This is a genomic window from Mycobacterium sp. NTMscope_Eco_3 (assembly GCF_976985685.1).
Window position 1 is genome coordinate 3,502,544 of sequence record NZ_CDRJYZ010000001.1, and the last position, 16,620, is coordinate 3,519,163.

Here is a 16,620-nt window from a genome sequence, read left to right on the forward strand (position 1 = left end):
CCCGGAGTCACGGCTGCCCGTCGGGCACACAGAAAGTCGGCCGATTGCCCCCGCCCATCAGCCCAGGGTCACCGAATCCCCCGCCGCCTGTCGGGAGACCCATCATTCAGCCCTGAGGGCGAGTTGCCCTGGTGTCCAACCAGATCCCGGCGGGAGCGCAGGGCAAGCCCACATCTTCCAGGGTCAGAATGCCGGCGGGGGCCGCGGCGACGTTGAGGGCCGCGTTGACCGCCGGCATCGCGGTCATGGTGTCCCATTCGTGGTTGCCCCAGTGCTCCGGTGGGATGAAGCGGATGCGGGTCCGCACCTCAGGCTCACCCTTGATCACGACCTGGTAGTGGTCGTCGTCAAACTCCCAGTCTCCGTTGAGTTTCTTCGTGAGATACCAGGCGACACGCGACTCGAAGACGGTCTTGCCCCTCACCTTGGCGTTCCAGCCACCACGGATTGCGGCGATGGTGTCCTTCTTCATGCAGAACCACCCGAGATCGGCTTCCTCCGAGGCAGTCTGGTGGTCGATGACGAACTCCATGTCATCGACCTCGAATCCCAGTGCAACCGCCATGCGCTGAACGGACTCGGCGAAAGTGGTGAACCCGAACTTCGCCAGACCGATCACTTCGGGTGTCGCCTCGGGGAGCCCGAAACCCAACGCTTGCCACGTTTCAGCCGACTCGTAGACCGAGACGTCTGCCGATTCGATGATCGATACCTTCTGGACGTCGCGGCAGACGGCGGTCATCGCCGTCACCATCGTGTTGATCCAGCCCGGATTGACACCGGTGATGTAGAGCGAACTGTCCCCGCGCTCGCATGCCGCGGCCAGCTTGTCCTTTGTTTCGCCCTGGATCCCGCCGATGTTGAGGAACAGGTTCGTGCTGATGACGTCGAGCCCGCTTTCGAGCAGGCGGACGGCGTGGTCGAGGTCGGCCATGAACGGTGTGTAGAGGACGGTGTCGGCGCCCAAGGCGATCAGGGCGTCGATGTCGGTGGTGGCAAGGACGCCGGTCTGGGGTCTGCCGCATAACGGTCCGGCGTCGATGCCCGCCTTGTCCTCCGAATACGCGTACACCCCAACCAGTTCGAGTCGAGGGTCGTCGAGAATCCCTCGCATGCTGAGCTTTCCGACCTTGCCGGTGGTCCACTGGATGACGCGCAGCTTGTTCATGGGTTCCTTCGGATAGCACGGACGCCCGTCGCCTGATCGGGCCTCCAAGTAGGGGTGTCCTCTCGGCAACGGAGCGGGCGCGTCGTCGGGGGCGACGATCGCCCGAGAATGCATTCACGCGCAGCGAGAATGTCATTCTCATTCGGGAGAGTAGGGCATCCACGGCTGGATTTCAAGGTTCGGCGCCATTGCTCTCGGCTTCGTGAGCGCCGCCGCTGACGCCGGCCCGCGATTGCAGGGTCTGCGCGCCCCAAGCGGATTGAAACGCACACCTTGTGCCGCGGATTGCGGGCCGGTCAGGCATCCTTGACGCATGAATGTGGAGCCCCTGCTGCACTCGATTCCGCCGCTCGCGGTCTACCTGGTGGTCGGCGGTGTGGTCGGGGTCGAGAGCCTGGGCATTCCGCTGCCCGGCGAGATCATCTTGGTGACCGCGGCGCTGATGTCGTCGCATCATGAGCTGGCCGTCAATCCGATCGGAGTCGGCGTCGCCGCCGTGATCGGCGCGGTGGTCGGAGATTCGATCGGGTACGCGATCGGGCGCCGGTTCGGCATGCCACTGTTCGCCCGGCTCGGCCGGCGGTTCCCGAAACATTTCGGCCCCGGACACGTCGCGTTTGCCGAGAGGCTGTTCAACCGGTGGGGCGTCCGGGCGGTCTTCCTGGGCCGGTTCATCGCGCTGTTGCGGATCTTGGCCGGGCCGCTGGCGGGCGCCCTGAAAATGCACTACCCGCGGTTCCTGGCGGCCAACGTCTCGGGCGCGATCTGCTGGGCGGGCGGCACGACCGCACTGGTGTACTTCGCCGGGATCGCGGCCGAACGCTGGCTGGAGCGGTTCTCGTGGATCGGGCTGGTGGTCGCCGTGGTGGCCGGGCTCACCGCGGCAATCCTGTTGCGCGAGCGCACATCACGGGCGATCGCGGAACTGGAGGCCGAGCATCACCACAAGGCCGGCGCCACGGAAACCACCACAGCGCCCGGCACGGTCTGACTAAACGGCCTCGCCGGTGTCCGCCACCAGAGGCGGCCGGTGTTCGTCGATCAGGGCGCGGGCCATCCTGCGGGCGCGTTTCGCCGCGTCGAGGTCCCCGACGGCGGCGAGGATGATGGCGCCCTTCATCAGGATGTGCCACGACGAGGCGAAGTCCTCGATGTCGGTCAACCCCGCCGCGATCGCGCGGCGGCGCACGATGTCGCGGACGTGGTCGATGTGGGTGATGCAGGCCCGTCCGGCGGGATGGTCCGGTCCGACTTCGAGCAGCACGTTGATGAACGAGCAGCCTTCGTATCCGTCGCGGAGCTGGAACCAGTCGTGCATGACGTCGAAGATCGCCAGCAACTGTTCCTCGGGGGTGGTGCCCCGCTGCCGCGACTGCTCCTCGATCAAACCGTGCGTCCAGAGCTCCTCGCGGCGCTCCAGCACGGCCAACACCAGGTCGGTCTTGGTGGCGAAATGGCGGTATAACGTCGCCTTGGCGACGCTGGCCCGCGCGATCACCTCGTCGGTGCCCACAGCGCGGACGCCGCGGCGGCTGAACAGCTCATACGCCGCGGTCAGCACGCGTTCACGCGCCGACGGCGCGGGCGTCCCGACATCGGAAGTGGTCATACGGGCCTTACCGTACTCTTAGCCCCGGACCCGTAGACAGACCTCCCTGTCTCGTTATACAAATGAGATTCGCATCCGCGAACAGTCGGTCTTCAGACAATAGGACGGGCATCCTCGCGGCGTCTCGGACGCCGGTCGATTAGGGGGTCCACCATGAACTCAGCTATTGCGGAACAATTGCCCACCACTCACCTCATGCTGAGCACCAAGCTGGTCTATGAGCTGGGCGATCCCCACAGCACGCTGCGCGCAACCGCCGATCGCAGCGGGCCTGCGGTGCTGATCTACGCGGGCGGTGAGATCGACGCGTGCAACGAGCACACCTGGCGTCATCTGGTCAGCGAGGCGGCCGGCGTCGTCACCGCGCCCGGCCCGTTCGTCGTCGACGTCACCGGGCTCGAGTTCATGGGCTGCTGCGCGTTCTCGGTGCTCGCCGAAGAGGCGAAACGTTGCCAGCAGCGCGGCATCGACCTGCGGCTGGTGAGCTGCGAGCCGATCGTGGCTCGGATCATCGACGCGTGCGGGCTCAGCGGCGTGCTGCCCATCTACCCCACCGTCGACTCCGCGTTGTCCGCGGCCGCACGCTGGTAACCACACGGCGCTGCTCGGCCGTAATCGGCTGAATGAGCGGCCATCCCACCGTCGGTGCCGAGGAGGAATTCCTCCTTGTCGACCCGCGAACCGGTGAGCCGTCCCCGCGCAACGCCGCCGTGGCGGCGGAGGCTGAGCGGCGCGGCGTCACGCTGCAGCTGGAACTGAGCAGCTGCCAGGTGGAAACCACCTCCGACGTGGCGGCGACCGCCGCCGAACTCGGTGAGCAGCTGCGCCGACTGCGGCGCACCGCGGCGCAGGCCGCGCAGGCCGTCGGCCTTCAACTGCTCGCCTGCGGGCTTCCGCCGGCCACCCCGCACGAGTTTCCGGTCACCGACACCCCGCGCTACCGCCGCATCGGCGACGAGTTCGGGATGGTCGCCCACGAGCAGGGCATCTGCGGATGCCACGTGCACGTGCAGGTGCCCGACCGTGCCGCGGCCATCCATGTCAGCAATTGGTTGCGGCCGTGGCTTCCGTCATTGCTTGCGCTGTCGGCCAATTCGCGCGTGTACCGCAGCGCCGACAGCGGTTACGCGAGCTGGCGCAGCGTGCTGTGGCGGCGCTGGCCCGCCGCCGGAGCGCCGCCGTTTTTCACCTCGCCCGACGAATACGACGACGCGGTGCGCATGCTGGTCGACACCGGGGTGATCCTCGACAAGGACATGATCTATTGGGACGTGCGCCCTTCGGCGGAGTTCCCGACGGTGGAGGTGCGCGTGGCCGACGTGCCCGCCACGGTCGATGAGACCGTGCTACTTGCAACCCTGATCAGGGCCGCCGTGATGACGGCGCTCGACTCGCCCGACGACGCCCGGCGGCTGCCGCCCGGCGCGCTGCGTGCGGCGTATTGGAAGGCCGCCCACGACGGATTGTCCGGGCACGCACTCGATCTGATCCACGGCCGCGGGGCGGTGCCGGCGCGTGAGCAGCTGGGAGTGCTGGTGCAACGGGTGCGCCCGGCGCTCGAGTCGCTGGGCGAATACGAGCACGTCGTCCACGAACTCGACCGCGTCGCGACACGGGGCAACGGGGCGATGCGGCAACTGCGGGCATGGCGCCGACGCGGCGAGGTGAGCGACGTCATCGCCGAGGCGGCCGCGGCCACGCTGAGTTGAATAACGTTGCCGCACAACCGCTCTCGTCAAGCCACCGCCAGCAGGCGATACAACCCGATCAGGCCCACGACCACGATGATGGCGCGCAGCGCGTTGCCCGAGAGCCGGCGCCCGTAGCGCGCCCCGAGCAGGCCACCGACCAGCGAGCCCGCCGCGATCAGCCCGGCGGCCGGCCAGCTGATCCGGTCGAATGCCACCGTCGTATAGGCAACCGCCGCAACCACATTCACCACCAGGGCCAGGAGGTTTTTGGCGGCGTTCATCCGCTGCACCGATTCCGGCAGCAACGCCCCCATCAGCCCGACCAGCAAAATGCCCTGGGCGGCGGTGAAATAGCCGCCGTAGACGCCGACGGCGAAGGTGCCCAACACGAGCGTCGCCATCCGCCCCGGCGGGACATGGTCGGGTGAACGCCCCGCCTCCGCGGCGCGCCGGGCGGTCCACGCCTGGATCCGCGGCCCGATCACCACCAGCGCCAGCGCCAGCACCAGCAGCACCGGCACGATCTCGGCGAACACCTTCTCGGGCAGATGCAACAGCAGATAGGCGCCCAGCGTCGCGCCGGCCAGCGAAGCCGGGAGCTGCCAACGCAACCGATCCCGTTGCCCGCGCAACTCGGCGCGATAGCCCCAAGTAGCCGATACGCTGCCGGCGACCAGGCCCGTCGCGTTCGACATGGTGGCCGTCACCGGCGGGAAGCCGAGCGCGACCAGCGTGGGGAAAGTGATCAGGGTGCCGGAGCCGACCAGCGCGTTGATCGCCCCGGCCGCCAGCCCGGCCAGGCATATGAGGATCATCTGAAATGGCGACACCGAAGAAAAACCTTAGCGTGCCGCCGATTTCGTCCCGACGGCGACCACTCGACCCGGTCAGGCGGGTGGAGCCTCGTCGCCGCGCTCGACCCCGGTGCGCAGCTTGACCGACGCCGAATACGCCAGCGTCCGAAAGTGCAGGACCGGATCGTCGGAGGGTTCGATGCCGTCGGTCACGCGCATCGGGTCGAACACCACGATGTCGTCGCCGTGCTCGCGCTCGGTGTCCGGACCGGTGATCTCCAGCGAGCCGACGGTGACGATCTGGGTGCTCTGCCAGGCCGACGACGGGTCCACCGTGGAGTCGGTGGGCCCGGCGATCTGCACCCGGAAATCGAACCGCACCGGCCCGCCCTCCAACCGCGTCGCCAGCTCGTCGGTGAGGAAGTCCGGATCCTTGCCCTGGGCGTCCGAGGCCGACAGGTACTCCTCGGACGCCGTCGGAACCAGGTGGTAGCGAACGAATCTGGCGCTGCCGTCGCCGGCGACCCAGCGAAACGCGTGCAGGCCGTGGTATTCGGTGGTGGCGTAGCTGGCGGGGATCCGGTTGGCCTCCCGCAGTATCGGCAACGCGCCGAGGAGGCCCGGATGGGTGAGCAGGTGTTTGGCCATGCGCAGCGGCGTCGTCAGGCCGGGCCGCATCGCCTTGAGCAGATCGATGAAGCCCTCCGGCGTGCTGGAGACGAAGAGCCGGGCGGTCTGCGTCGAGACGTCGGTGGTGGAGCCGTCGGGCAGGGTGAACTTCACCGCCATCCCACGCACGCCGGGCCGGCCGTCGCGCTGCTTGGGGTTGCCCGATCCGTTGGAGAAGCGGACCAGCGCCGGGACCGGTGAGCCATCGAGATGCCTTGCGCGCGAGAGCATCACCGCATCGTGGGCCGCGGTGAACGTGCCGCGATACAGGGTTCCCTTCGCGTGCAGCGCGCGGCAGCCGGGCCGAGCGCCGCCGGCACCCCGGATCGCCTCGATCGCTTGGTCAGGGGTTAATCCACCGCTCATGTACGAATCTTAGTGGCATTTGAATCGCAGTGGTATCAGGTGGGAAAGCCGAAGAGTTCGACGACACCGTGATCGCGACCGGCCGTGTAGCCGCCGTCGACGGCGATCGCCTGTCCGCTGACGAACGAGGCGTCGGGAGACAGCAGGAAGGCGGCCATGGCCGCGATCTCTTCGGGCTGCCCCAGCCGCTGCAGCGCGTGCTCCTTGGTGATCGAGGCGAGCGGGCCCTCCATCCCGGGAATGCTGAAAACGCTGTGCGCCATCGGTGTTTCGATGAAGCCGGGACAGATGACGTTCGCCCGGATGCCGCTCGGACCGTAGTCGAGGGCGATGTTCTTGGTGAGTAGCACGACGCCGCCCTTGGCCGCGTTGTAGGAGCTGCCGCCCGCGGTGCCTTCCAGGCCCTCGACGCTGGCGACGGTCACGATCGAGCCCCGCTCACCGTCGGCGCGGGGTTGCTCGATCATCCTGGCCAGGGCCGCCTTGGCGACGAGGAAGGTGCCGGTGAGGTTGATCCCGATCACCCGCTCCCATTCGGCGCGGTCCAGCAGGTGCACCGGGCCGCCCCCGGCGACGCCCGCGGCGTGGAAGAGGCCGTCGAGGCGGCCCGGCACGGCGGCCAGCGTCGCGGCGATCGCAGCTTCGTCGGTCACGTCGGCGGGCACGAACGTGAACCGCGGGCCCAGGTCGTCCGGCGGTGCGGCCAGGTCGGCGCCGACGACGGTGCCGCCCTCGGCCAATAACCGTCGCGCGGTGGCCAGCCCGATTCCGGAGGCGGCGCCGGTCACGACGAAGGTGCGGGAGCGGGCGCGTTCGGGGTTCACCATGTCGGATCTCCTCGGGTGGCGGGTCGGGCGGCCCCGTCATGGTGACACACCGGCCCGGGATCAGTTCGCGGATACCGGATTTGCGATAGCCGCGCTGGACCGACTCATAGCGAACCCATCTTGGACATCGGCCCTGGCGGCGGAGGACGATAGGACCGAGCTCGAATCCCGCGCCGCCCACAGAGTGAGGAACGACGATGTCATCGACTCCGCCGCAGTCGTCCCCCGCTGTCCCCGCCTCGACACCCCCGGCCGGTCGGCGGTTCGGGGCGCTGAGCGCGGCCGTGGCCGCGGTGGTCATCGTGGCCGGCACCCACGCGACGACCGGGGTAGCGCTGACTTCCGGCGACGCGATCGCCATCGCGCAGGGCGTCGCGGTCACCCCCGCACCCGGCTGGACGCTGGGAAACCGCGGCCCGAACTGGGTGGCGCTGAACAACGCCGACACCAGCGCGCAGATGCGGATCACCGTCAAGCAAGCCGGCGGCGCCGACGCCGCCGCGGTTCTGCAATCCGACATCGACCAGTACGTGCGCGGCGCGTCGGCCATCTTGACCGGTGTGAATCGCTTGACCGCGCCCGACGTCAAGCCGCTGCAGGGACCCAACTTTCAGCAGCAAGCGTCCGTCAACTACACGGCCAGCGTGGTGAACCCGCAGGGCACGATTCCGGTGATCGGCACGTTCACCGAGCTGCTCAACCCTTCGACCGGGCGCTCGGCATTCGTCGACTTCCGGCAAGGCAGCAGCGCCACCACCCAAGACGCGGGCGACGGCGGAATGATGATCGACTCCATGGAATGAGGCCCCGCCGTCCGGTGCGGCGCACCGATCCCGTATTACCGAGTGGGACAAACCGAACGCGGAGGGGTTCATGCCACAAGCGGACACGGCGGAGACGCTCGCCGGGATCGTCGAAGGACACGCGCAGCGGCGGCCCGAGGCGATCGCGATTCGCTTCGGTGAACGCCAGTGGTCCTGGGCCGACTGGAGCGCGCGGATCCGTCGCGCGGCGGGGGCGCTGCGCGCCGCTGGGATCGAGCGGGGCCAGTGCGTGGCGTTCCTGGACAAGAACCATCCCGCCTGCCTCGAGGTGCTGATCGCCGGCGCCTCGATCGGCGTGGTCACCACCGTCGTCAACTGGCGGGTGATCGGCGACGAGCTCGTCCACGTGCTGGCCGACAGCGGGGCCCGCGTGCTGCTGGTCGGCGCCGAGCTGCGGGCCGCCGCCGAGGCGGCCGCCGAGCGGGTACCCGGGCTGGAACGGATCATCGAGGTCGGCGACGAATACGAATCGTTGCTCGCCGCGGCGTCACCGGCCGAGCCCGACGCGGGCCTCGACCCGCACGAGACCGCGTTGGTGATCTACAGCTCGGGCACCACCGGAAGGCCGAAAGGCGTGCTGCTTAGCCAGCGCGCGCTGGTGAATCACGCGGCGAACCTGGCGCCGGCGTTTCCGTTCGCCGACGGGGACGCGAACCTGGTCGCCATGCCGTTGTTCCACGTGGGCGGGATCGGCTACGCCCTGTTCGGGATCCGTTCGGGGGCACCGACTTTCCTGACCCGCGAGCCCGACGCCGCGACGCTGATCGGTGCGGTGCGCGCCGGCGCCACCCACGCGTTCTTCGTCCCGCCGGTGATCGCCCGGTTCCTGCACGCGGGTGAGGCGGCGACCGCCGCCATCGCCGGCCTGCGTTACATCGTCTACGGGGCGGCGCCGATGCCGCTGCCGTTGCTGCATCGGGCGCTGTCGACATGGCCGGACACGAAATTCGTGCAGGTGTACGGGCAGACCGAGCTGTGCGGCGCGGTGACCGCCCTGTTGGACGCCGACCACCGCGATTCGACGCGGCCCGAATTGCAACTCTCGGCCGGAAAGGCGGTGCTGGGCTGTGAGATTCGCATCGTCGATCCCGAGACGGGCGCGTCGTTGCCGCCCGGGGAGCCCGGCGAGGTGTGGGTGCGCAGCAACCAGAACATGACCGGGTACCTCAACCGCCCGGAGGCGACGGCCGAGACGATCACCGCCGACGACTGGGTGCGCACCGGCGACGTCGGGCGCCTCGACGCCGACGACTACGTCTACATCGAAGACCGGTTGAAGGACATGATCATCACCGGCGGCGAGAACGTGTACGGCCCCGAGGTGGAAAGCGTGCTCATCGAGCATCCCGCCGTGGCCGACGCGGCGGTGATCGGGGTGCCCGACGATTTCTGGGGAGAATCGGTCAAGGCGATCGTGGTGGCCGACGGCGAGATCGATCCCGCCGACATCATCGAATTCTGTCGACAGCATCTGGCGGGCTTCAAATGCCCACGCACCGTGGATTTGGTGTCGGAGCTCCCCCGCAATGCGAGCGGGAAAATCCTGAAAACCCAGCTCCGGGAACCGTTTTGGCGAGACCGGTCCCGCGGAATATGAGCGTGGGCGGCTACAGACGTCCCTCGACGCGCAGTTCCGGATGCACCCAGTCGGGCGAGCGGCGTTCCTTGAACGAGCGGAAGCCCTCGATGGCCTCGGCGTCGGACAGGCTGGAGGTCATGCCAATGCGGTCATACAGGCCCAGGTAGCTGTCGATGCTGGATTTGATGACGCCGCGGGCGCGCGGCGCGGTCCGACAGCATTGCGCCAGTAGGTCTTTCGCCGTGTCCAGCAGGCCCTCGTGCGGCACCACCCGGGTGACCAGGCCCCAGTCGAGGGCTTCGACCGCGGTCAGCACCCGTCCGGTGAACATGAGGTCGCGGGTGCGCACCGGCCCGATGACGCGGGTGAGCATCTGGCTGTAGTAGGTGTCGGCGTAGCCGCGGAACAACTCGGGCACCCGGAAGGTCGCCCGATCGCTCACCACCGACAAGTCGCTGCATAGCGCGATCTGGAATCCGCCGCCCTGGCACAGGCCGTTGACGGCGGAGACGATGGGCTTGGCGGAGGTGCGCACCGCGTCGAACGGGGTCACGTCCATGCCCAGCGCGGAGCCGAAGGTGATCCAGTTGTCCTCGCCTCCGCCGCCGCCCATGTCCCCGCCGGGCGCGAAGACGTCGCCGGTTCCGGTGAGCACCAGCCCGGCCAGATCCGGGTCCTCGTTGAGACGTCCCACGGCATAACGGATTCCGAAGTACATCGCGGGGCTCAGGGCGTTGCGCGCGTCGGGACGGTCGATGGTGCACACCGCGATCGGCCCCTGACGCTCGAAGCGCAGATAGGGCGTGCCCAGCCAGTCTCCCTCGGGGGGACGGGGGGTGCTCGGCGGTGTCGAAGGATTCTGCGCCACGGGGCTCCTCTCGGGTCGACGCCGCTACTGTAGCTCTTACAGTATCCGCGGGGTCGCGCGCCACCCCGATGACGGGTTCAGGGCCGGCCGCGGCTCCCCGCCGGCGAGTGATTGCTCGCGTGCTGGCGTTCGAGCTCGCGCAGGCGGCGCGCTTCCCTGGTCAGCCAGGCCAGCCCCGCCCCGGCCGCCAGCAACGACACCACGGCCGCAACGATTCCCGCGTCAACCCGACCGTCAGCGAAGCACGCCAGACAGATTGCGAACGCCACAACTCCGGCCCCCACGAGAAGCAAACCCGGGGCTTTGGCGGGATTTTCAGGGCTTGGCCAACCCGTGGACGGCTGGACCGTTGATGATCGAGCGGATCTCGAGCCGTGTCTCCCATGATCCCTTCCTCTGTGGCTGTGTGGGCAGTCATCTACAGCAGTACCCGTTGCACGGGCGGGTAATAGTCGCGCAGCGGTTCGGATCGGGCGCGCTATTGGTTTATGGACGCGGGCTTTTCGCGAAGCCGTTCTCGTTATCGCATGATCTGCGCGAGCTTTCGCCATCGCCGATGCCGGTGGCGAAACATGAGCCGGATGAAGGCGCGGGTCAGCAGCCCATGCAGGCCGTCGTCGGTTTCGATCTCGTCGGTGTAGCGGCAGCTGTGCTCGTCGATGGGTTCGAACGTCAGGCGGTGGTTCCACGTGCGGACCGGTCCCCCGTGTTCGTTGGTGTAGATCTCGGTCGGGTCGAGGCGCTTGATGGTGAGGTGGTGGGTCCAGGCCGGGATCACTCCGAACCACCAGAACCGCGCCGATCCCTGGGTGCCGACCTCGATGCGCTCGGGGACATCGAGGCGGTAGATCCGCAGCACCGGGCTCAGCACATGGCGCATCAGCTCGGGCTTGCGCGCCAACGCGGACGCGGTCTCAGCCGGGATCGGCAGCTCAGTAGTTAGGGTTACCTTACTCACGCGGTTCATGGTGGCCCACTGGGCGTGATCCGGCAAGGGCAGCGGGGTCTCGGGGCGTCTGGACGCGACTTCATCTCGCCGAGCGGTTAACCCGACACGGCGCACGAAGTGCGCCGCCATTAGCCCCGGGAAACGCCGGATGAGGCCAGGGCGCTACAGCGCGAAAAGGCGAGGGAGATGGGGGTGGGTCAGCAGCCCAACTGGTCATTGACCTGTATCGATGTGTGGTCCCGGCTGGGATCGAACCAGCGACCTTCCGCGTGTGAAGCGGACGCTCTCCCACTGAGCCACGGGACCGGCGCCGAGATGGCGAACGACGTCGAAGACTAGCACGTGCAGACCCTGACACTACGGCCGCATCGGCATGCCAGGAGCGACGCGATAGCCTAGACACGGCTCGTACCAAGAAATTTGTATGTGCCCGCTCACGTGGACTATCGTCGTGCTTCGCACCGGGCGACGATCTCGTCCGAGGCGCGCGGATGTAGCGCAGTTGGTAGCGCATCACCTTGCCAAGGTGAGGGTCGCGGGTTCGAATCCCGTCATCCGCTCGAAGGTGCAAGTGGCGTGGACCCCAACGGTGGAGTGGCCGAGTGGTGAGGCAACGGCCTGCAAAGCCGTGCACACGGGTTCGATTCCCGTCTCCACCTCCAGATTTTGGTTCCCCGGCGCGATTAGCTCAGCGGGAGAGCGCTTCCCTGACACGGAAGAGGTCACTGGTTCAATCCCAGTATCGCGCACCAGAGTTTATGCAGGTAAACAGCACTTTTGTGATAGAGGCTGTTCAACTGCAACCAATACGCAACCAATGAGCAATGCCGCTGCTGTTCAGGGCACCGTTGTTTCGTGATGCCACCTGTCTGCTACGCGTGGCACCCTGGCATTTGCAAGGCGTGTGGCATGCTTTCGACTCAACAGGAACGACTTGGGAAGTTCAAGCCACCTGGCCTTCATGGAACGGGATCGCTCCGGTGACGAAGGGAGGGCAGTCCCGTGGCGACATACCGCGTGGATGTAGAGCCAGCCCTTCTTGATTGGGCCATCGAGCGATCCCGGATCGACCGGGACGAGTTGTACTCGAAAAGGGCGCTCCGCGACTTGCCTCTCTGGCAACGCCGCGAAAAGAAGCCTACTTACAACGAGTTACAGACGTTCGCGCGAGCAACCCATACACCGTTCGGGATGCTTTTCTTAAGTACGCCGCCAGTCGAGAAAGTACCAATCCCCGACTTCCGGACTATCGCCGACGCCGAAGTCACGACGCCAAGCCCCGACTTGCTGGAAACCATCTATATGTGCGAGCAGAGGCAAGAATGGTACAGGAAATACGCCGCGAGAAATGATTACGACCCGCTCGACTTTGTAGGCAGCGCCACAATCAACGACCCGATCGCGGTAACCGCCGATAAGATCCGCCGCAGACTGGGTTTTACAAGCGATGACCGGGCTCGCGATCGGACTTGGTCCGAAGCCCTTCGCCGCTTGATAGATAGCGCAGAAGATATCGGCATCCTCGTGATGATCAGCGGGATCGTAGGCAACAACACTCGTCGCGTCCTTGATCCAAATGAGTTCCGGGGCTTCGCTCTTTCCGACCCGCTAGCACCGTTGATTTTCATAAACGGCGCCGACACCAAAGCTGCACAGATATTTACCTTGATCCATGAAGTCGCCCACATCTGGCTCGGTCAAAGCGCCCTCACTGACGCTCGTCTCGATACACCCACTGCCGGCCGCGCTGCTAGCAATCAAGTTGAGCAATGGTGCAATCGCGTCGCTGCGGAGGTCCTCGTCCCTTTAGCAAGCTTCCGACCGGTGTGGCCGTATGACTCCGACGAGTTAGATCGCCTGGCTCGAATCCACAAGGTGAGCACCCTCGTCGTCTTGAGGCGTATATACGATGCGGGCCATCTCAAATGGGCGGACTTCCGGCAGCGATACGAAGCTGAACTCGGCCGCGTGATGGGCATCTTAGCTGGGAGGCAAGCAGAATCGGGCGGAGGAAATTACTACTACACGCAACCCTTGCGCATAAGCCAGCGGTTCGCGCACGCCGTCATCAGCGACGCCGTCGCAGGAAACACCCTCTATAACGACGCATACCGGCTCATCGGTACTCGCAAGCATCAAACGTTCGTTCAACTAGGCGAGCAAGTCGGAGCCATCTAGCATGTATGTCCTCGACACCGACGTGTTCATCGACGCCAAGAACCGGCACTATGGCTTTGACTTCGTCCCCGGATTTTGGGATTGGCTCGTCGACCAGCATGCCGCCGGGGTGCTGTGCAGCATTGCCGACGTCAAGAGCGAAATTGACAAAGGCAATGACGAACTCACCCGTTGGGCGAGAAACCACAGTAACCTCTTCATTCCACTGGACGCGGCCACGCAACCGAGCTTGCAGTTGCTATCGAACTGGGCCCAATCCGGCTCATTCACCCCTGGGGCGATCGCCGATTTTCTTAGCAAAGCGGACTATTCCCTCATCGCTTTCGCCCACGCACACTCCCACGTGGTCGTGACTCAGGAGGGCTCAGATCCCAACTCCAAGAAGAGGATCTTCATCCCCGACGGCTGCACCGCGCTAGGCGTAAGGTGCATGAATCCATTCCAGATGCTCCGCGCGGAGGGTGCGAGGTTCATCCAAGCGCCCTGATCGCATTGTCACGGACTAGGTGCCACGCCAAACTGGCTAGCCGGGATCACCTTCTCGCACAACCAGAGCAGCCCCGTCTAATCAACAACAGCGGACACCCCTCGGACGCATTGGCCGAAAAGCCTGGCGACGCAGATGGTTTCACCGAGGGCGCGCATCCGAACCGACCTCAGCCCAACTGATCAGCCGGTATCGGCTCGGGCAGAGTGTTCTGTTTCGTCGTCATGTCCCGGCACTCGCCGTAGATGCTGATCGATCCACCGGACTTCTGGACCGGCGAGTAGGGATCGAACACCGCCGTGACGCCTTGCTTGCTCACGGCCGAGGCATGGGTGTGGAAGTCCCCCGGGCCTCCCCAGCCGTGCTGTTTGAGCACCCCGATCATCTGCTGAATCTCGGCTCGGGATGCCTCCAGGGTGGGCGCGTGGTCGTACTTGAGTTCCACGCGGCCCCGAAAAGGCGCCACGGCTTGGTCATTACAGGAATCTCGGGTGAAGTTGGCGGATACGCCCTTGAGGCTCAGGGTTGTCGCGATTTCCCGCGCCGCATCGACCACCTGCGCCCGAGATTGTTCCGGAGTCATTGGATTAGGCACCCCTTCGCTCACATTCCTTACGGCGCTGCATGATTGAAGCGCGATCATCAGCACGCCCGCTGCGATGTAGACAACAACCGAACGGCACATGGCGGCGCCGATCCGCTCGAAGGTGATCGTCGAAACTTTCAATGGTAATGACCTCCGGTAGGGCGCCGAAGCGATTCTGGGTCGAATTCATCAGGCAGCCAGTAGGTGCCGCGATGCTGTGCGGTCATGCTGTCGTGGGCCAATGCGTCACCGTGGCCCGATGCTATGTCACCGATGCTGAACAACGATTCATTACCGGGGGTGAAGTAGGAACTGTGGTCCTTCAGCGGAGACGTGAGCCCGGGGGCCTCGGCCTTGAACCGCGTCGAACCGAACCCTTCGACGGCGGGGTCGGAACCGAGTCCGATGGTGACCCCCGTTCCCGGCAGATGCCCCTGGATGCCACCCAAGTGCGTGATCGGGTCCGTCGATGCGGCGCCCACGTAAACGTGTCCGCCTTCGGGCAGGTGGAAGTCGCCGGCGCTGTGCGCGAGGTCGGTTCCCGGGCAGCCGACGAGCACGATGTCGTTGGCATGCATTCCGGAGCCGGCTGCGGCGTCGGCCACGGTGGTCGACCCATAGGAATGGCCCATCACGGTCACGTGAGAGGGCGCGCCGCCATGAGTCACCGCGAGAGCGTTGACATCCCCGGCGAGTAGACCACCCCCATTTCTCGCGAGCGTCGTCTGCCCGATCTGGGGGTCGATCGCGCTGTCGGGGGCGTGGTAGCCCATCCACACCAACACCGAATTGGACTTGTTCGGGTCGGCCCGCTGGGTCTCGTTGTAGACGTTGAGCCCGTCGCGGTGCGTCAGGTAGCCGTCCCGGACGCTGCTGCCGGTCCCGGGCACCAGCACCGTGGTGTTGTCGGCGGTGTCGGGGTTGCCGATGGCAATGGCTTCCCTGCCCCGGCCCTCGAACGCTTCGGGGTCATACGTTTGCAAGAAGACGGGGTTCTTGCCGCCGTCGGAATCCGTACTGAGCCCGGCTTTGGTCTTCACGGCGTTGCTGTAGCGCGTGATGGCCGACGGGGCGAGGCCGTACTGCTCCGGGTGTTGGGTCACCTGGTCCACCGACACATGATGCTGTGCGGCGGCGTTCTCGACGCGGGCAATGTCGTCGTTCATCACCGCCTGGTTGACCGTGTCGCGAGAGATGGTGTCGATGCCGTTGAGGTTGCCCAGCTCGGGCGGATGCTGAGCGAGCAACTGGTCTTTTTGCTGCTGGCTCAGGGAATCCCACCACCGCTTGACGTCTTCGGGCTTGGTACTGGGCGGCGGGATGGCGAACTCTTCGGGGCCTGCCTGGGCGTCGGCCGGCGCAAGGGGTTTGGGGTCGTAGCCGTCGGCGCGCAGGGTGGTCAGTGAGTTCTGCAGCGTGCCCGAATAACCGTTTCGTATCCCCTGCAATTGGCCGAGGGCGCTTCGGGTGTCATCGGCCGCGTCGGCTCTGGCGTCGTTAATCAACGACTGCAGCGCACTTCGGGCATTCGCGTCCAGGTTCGGATCTTGCAGGTCGTGCGCGGCCGCCCCGATGATGTTGTCGAGCTGCTGCAGTTGGGCCTCCAACGCGGCGATGTCGCTGGCGCCCGCCTTCTGCGCCTCGGCCAGGGCGGCGGCGATGTTCTCCAGGTCGACCGCGATCTTGGGAAGTTGCAGCGATTGCGCGCCAAGCGATTTGACGGTGCGCTGCACCTCGGCTGAGCCGTTGATCGGGTGGTCGCCGTTCTGGTGATTCCAGGCGGCGTCGAAGCGGTCGCGGGCTGGCTGGAAGGCATGGTCGGCCTCCTGGGTGCATCGGCCCGCTTGGTGGAAGGCACCCGCCAGTTGAGAAATCTGAAATGGGCTGCCGGCCTGCAAACTCCGGTTGATCTCCCAAGGATCGCCGCCGGCCTGGGCGATCAAGTCGGCAACGTTTAGCCAGACCAGCTGCATCGCACCGCCCGCAAATCCGCTACTTGTTCTCTCCGAGAGCTATGACGCTACC

General features: G+C 66.2%; 17 protein-coding genes and 4 tRNA genes. 10 read left to right on the forward strand and 11 right to left on the reverse strand.

Annotated features, from left to right (window positions below; translation table 11 throughout):
* Positions 1 to 106 precede the first annotated feature (106 nt).
* Entirely contained in the window at positions 107 to 1,168 is a 1,062-nt protein-coding gene (locus tag AC0KTM_RS15855; RefSeq protein ID WP_472416093.1) for an NAD(P)H-dependent amine dehydrogenase family protein, read from the reverse strand.
* Between the two features lie 313 nt (positions 1,169 to 1,481).
* Here AC0KTM_RS15855 and AC0KTM_RS15860 point away from each other — a divergent pair, with 313 nt between their 5' ends.
* A complete protein-coding gene (locus AC0KTM_RS15860; RefSeq protein WP_472416095.1) occupies positions 1,482 to 2,159 on the forward strand; it encodes a DedA family protein in 678 nt (225 codons plus the stop codon).
* On the opposite strand, the gene AC0KTM_RS15865 is transcribed toward AC0KTM_RS15860, so the two are convergent.
* Complete coding sequence (locus tag AC0KTM_RS15865; protein WP_472416096.1) at positions 2,160 to 2,777, reverse strand: TetR/AcrR family transcriptional regulator; 618 nt, start codon at positions 2,775 to 2,777, stop codon at positions 2,160 to 2,162. It lies immediately after the preceding gene.
* Between the two features lie 153 nt (positions 2,778 to 2,930).
* On the opposite strand from AC0KTM_RS15865, the gene AC0KTM_RS15870 reads away from it, so the two are divergent.
* Positions 2,931 to 3,368, forward strand: coding sequence for an anti-sigma factor antagonist (locus AC0KTM_RS15870; protein ID WP_238956345.1), 438 nt, complete (start codon positions 2,931 to 2,933; stop codon positions 3,366 to 3,368).
* 32 nt (positions 3,369 to 3,400) lie between these two features.
* Positions 3,401 to 4,486, forward strand: a complete 1,086-nt coding sequence (locus AC0KTM_RS15875) for a glutamate--cysteine ligase (protein ID WP_225329469.1) — start codon at positions 3,401 to 3,403, stop codon at positions 4,484 to 4,486.
* A gap of 26 nt (positions 4,487 to 4,512) precedes the next feature.
* On the opposite strand, the gene AC0KTM_RS15880 is transcribed toward AC0KTM_RS15875, so the two are convergent.
* The 3 genes from AC0KTM_RS15880 to AC0KTM_RS15890 form a co-directional block, all read right to left on the reverse strand.
* Positions 4,513 to 5,283: a sulfite exporter TauE/SafE family protein gene (locus AC0KTM_RS15880; protein WP_472417490.1), complete on the reverse strand. Its 771-nt coding sequence runs from the start codon at positions 5,281 to 5,283 to the stop codon at positions 4,513 to 4,515.
* Between the two features lie 72 nt (positions 5,284 to 5,355).
* A complete protein-coding gene (locus tag AC0KTM_RS15885; protein ID WP_225329467.1) occupies positions 5,356 to 6,297 on the reverse strand; it encodes a catalase family peroxidase in 942 nt (313 codons plus the stop codon).
* Positions 6,298 to 6,332: 35 nt separating this feature from the next.
* Positions 6,333 to 7,124 (reverse strand): SDR family NAD(P)-dependent oxidoreductase, encoded by a 792-nt coding sequence (locus AC0KTM_RS15890; RefSeq protein ID WP_238956349.1) that lies wholly within the window; start codon positions 7,122 to 7,124, stop codon positions 6,333 to 6,335.
* 197 nt (positions 7,125 to 7,321) lie between these two features.
* On the opposite strand from AC0KTM_RS15890, the gene AC0KTM_RS15895 reads away from it, so the two are divergent.
* Both AC0KTM_RS15895 and AC0KTM_RS15900 read left to right on the forward strand, forming a co-directional pair.
* Positions 7,322 to 7,927 (forward strand): hypothetical protein, encoded by a 606-nt coding sequence (locus AC0KTM_RS15895; protein ID WP_472416099.1) that lies wholly within the window; start codon positions 7,322 to 7,324, stop codon positions 7,925 to 7,927.
* Positions 7,928 to 7,997: 70 nt separating this feature from the next.
* Entirely contained in the window at positions 7,998 to 9,545 is a 1,548-nt protein-coding gene (locus AC0KTM_RS15900; RefSeq protein WP_472416101.1) for a long-chain-fatty-acid--CoA ligase, read from the forward strand.
* 10 nt (positions 9,546 to 9,555) lie between these two features.
* Here the strand turns inward: AC0KTM_RS15900 and AC0KTM_RS15905 are convergent, their stop codons facing one another.
* The 4 genes from AC0KTM_RS15905 to AC0KTM_RS15920 form a co-directional block, all read right to left on the reverse strand.
* Positions 9,556 to 10,395 (reverse strand): enoyl-CoA hydratase/isomerase family protein, encoded by an 840-nt coding sequence (locus AC0KTM_RS15905; RefSeq protein ID WP_472416103.1) that lies wholly within the window; start codon positions 10,393 to 10,395, stop codon positions 9,556 to 9,558.
* A gap of 77 nt (positions 10,396 to 10,472) precedes the next feature.
* Positions 10,473 to 10,664, reverse strand: coding sequence for a LapA family protein (locus AC0KTM_RS15910; RefSeq protein WP_225329462.1), 192 nt, complete (start codon positions 10,662 to 10,664; stop codon positions 10,473 to 10,475).
* Positions 10,665 to 10,915: 251 nt separating this feature from the next.
* Positions 10,916 to 11,362 (reverse strand): SRPBCC family protein, encoded by a 447-nt coding sequence (locus AC0KTM_RS15915; RefSeq protein WP_225329461.1) that lies wholly within the window; start codon positions 11,360 to 11,362, stop codon positions 10,916 to 10,918.
* A gap of 216 nt (positions 11,363 to 11,578) precedes the next feature.
* Positions 11,579 to 11,650 (reverse strand) — tRNA-Val (locus tag AC0KTM_RS15920).
* Between the two features lie 181 nt (positions 11,651 to 11,831).
* On the opposite strand from AC0KTM_RS15920, the gene AC0KTM_RS15925 reads away from it, so the two are divergent.
* From AC0KTM_RS15925 to AC0KTM_RS15945, 5 genes are all read left to right on the forward strand, one after another.
* Positions 11,832 to 11,904, forward strand: a tRNA-Gly gene (locus tag AC0KTM_RS15925).
* A 28-nt stretch (positions 11,905 to 11,932) separates the two neighbouring features.
* Positions 11,933 to 12,006 (forward strand) — tRNA-Cys (locus tag AC0KTM_RS15930).
* A 15-nt stretch (positions 12,007 to 12,021) separates the two neighbouring features.
* Positions 12,022 to 12,096: transfer RNA gene (locus AC0KTM_RS15935), tRNA-Val, on the forward strand.
* Between the two features lie 250 nt (positions 12,097 to 12,346).
* Positions 12,347 to 13,522 carry an ImmA/IrrE family metallo-endopeptidase gene (locus AC0KTM_RS15940; RefSeq protein WP_238956354.1) on the forward strand — a complete coding sequence of 392 codons (1,176 nt, stop codon included), beginning with the start codon at positions 12,347 to 12,349 and terminating at the stop codon, positions 13,520 to 13,522.
* Position 13,523: 1 nt separating this feature from the next.
* A complete protein-coding gene (locus AC0KTM_RS15945; protein WP_238956355.1) occupies positions 13,524 to 14,009 on the forward strand; it encodes a DUF4411 family protein in 486 nt (161 codons plus the stop codon).
* A gap of 169 nt (positions 14,010 to 14,178) precedes the next feature.
* Here AC0KTM_RS15945 and AC0KTM_RS15950 read toward each other — a convergent pair whose 3' ends face one another.
* Complete coding sequence (locus tag AC0KTM_RS15950; RefSeq protein WP_472416105.1) at positions 14,179 to 14,736, reverse strand: hypothetical protein; 558 nt, start codon at positions 14,734 to 14,736, stop codon at positions 14,179 to 14,181.
* A complete protein-coding gene (locus AC0KTM_RS15955) occupies positions 14,733 to 16,568 on the reverse strand; it encodes a putative alpha/beta hydrolase (protein ID WP_472416107.1) in 1,836 nt (611 codons plus the stop codon). Before AC0KTM_RS15955 ends, AC0KTM_RS15950 begins: the two co-directional genes overlap by 4 nt.
* Between the last annotated feature and the right edge of the window lie 52 nt (positions 16,569 to 16,620).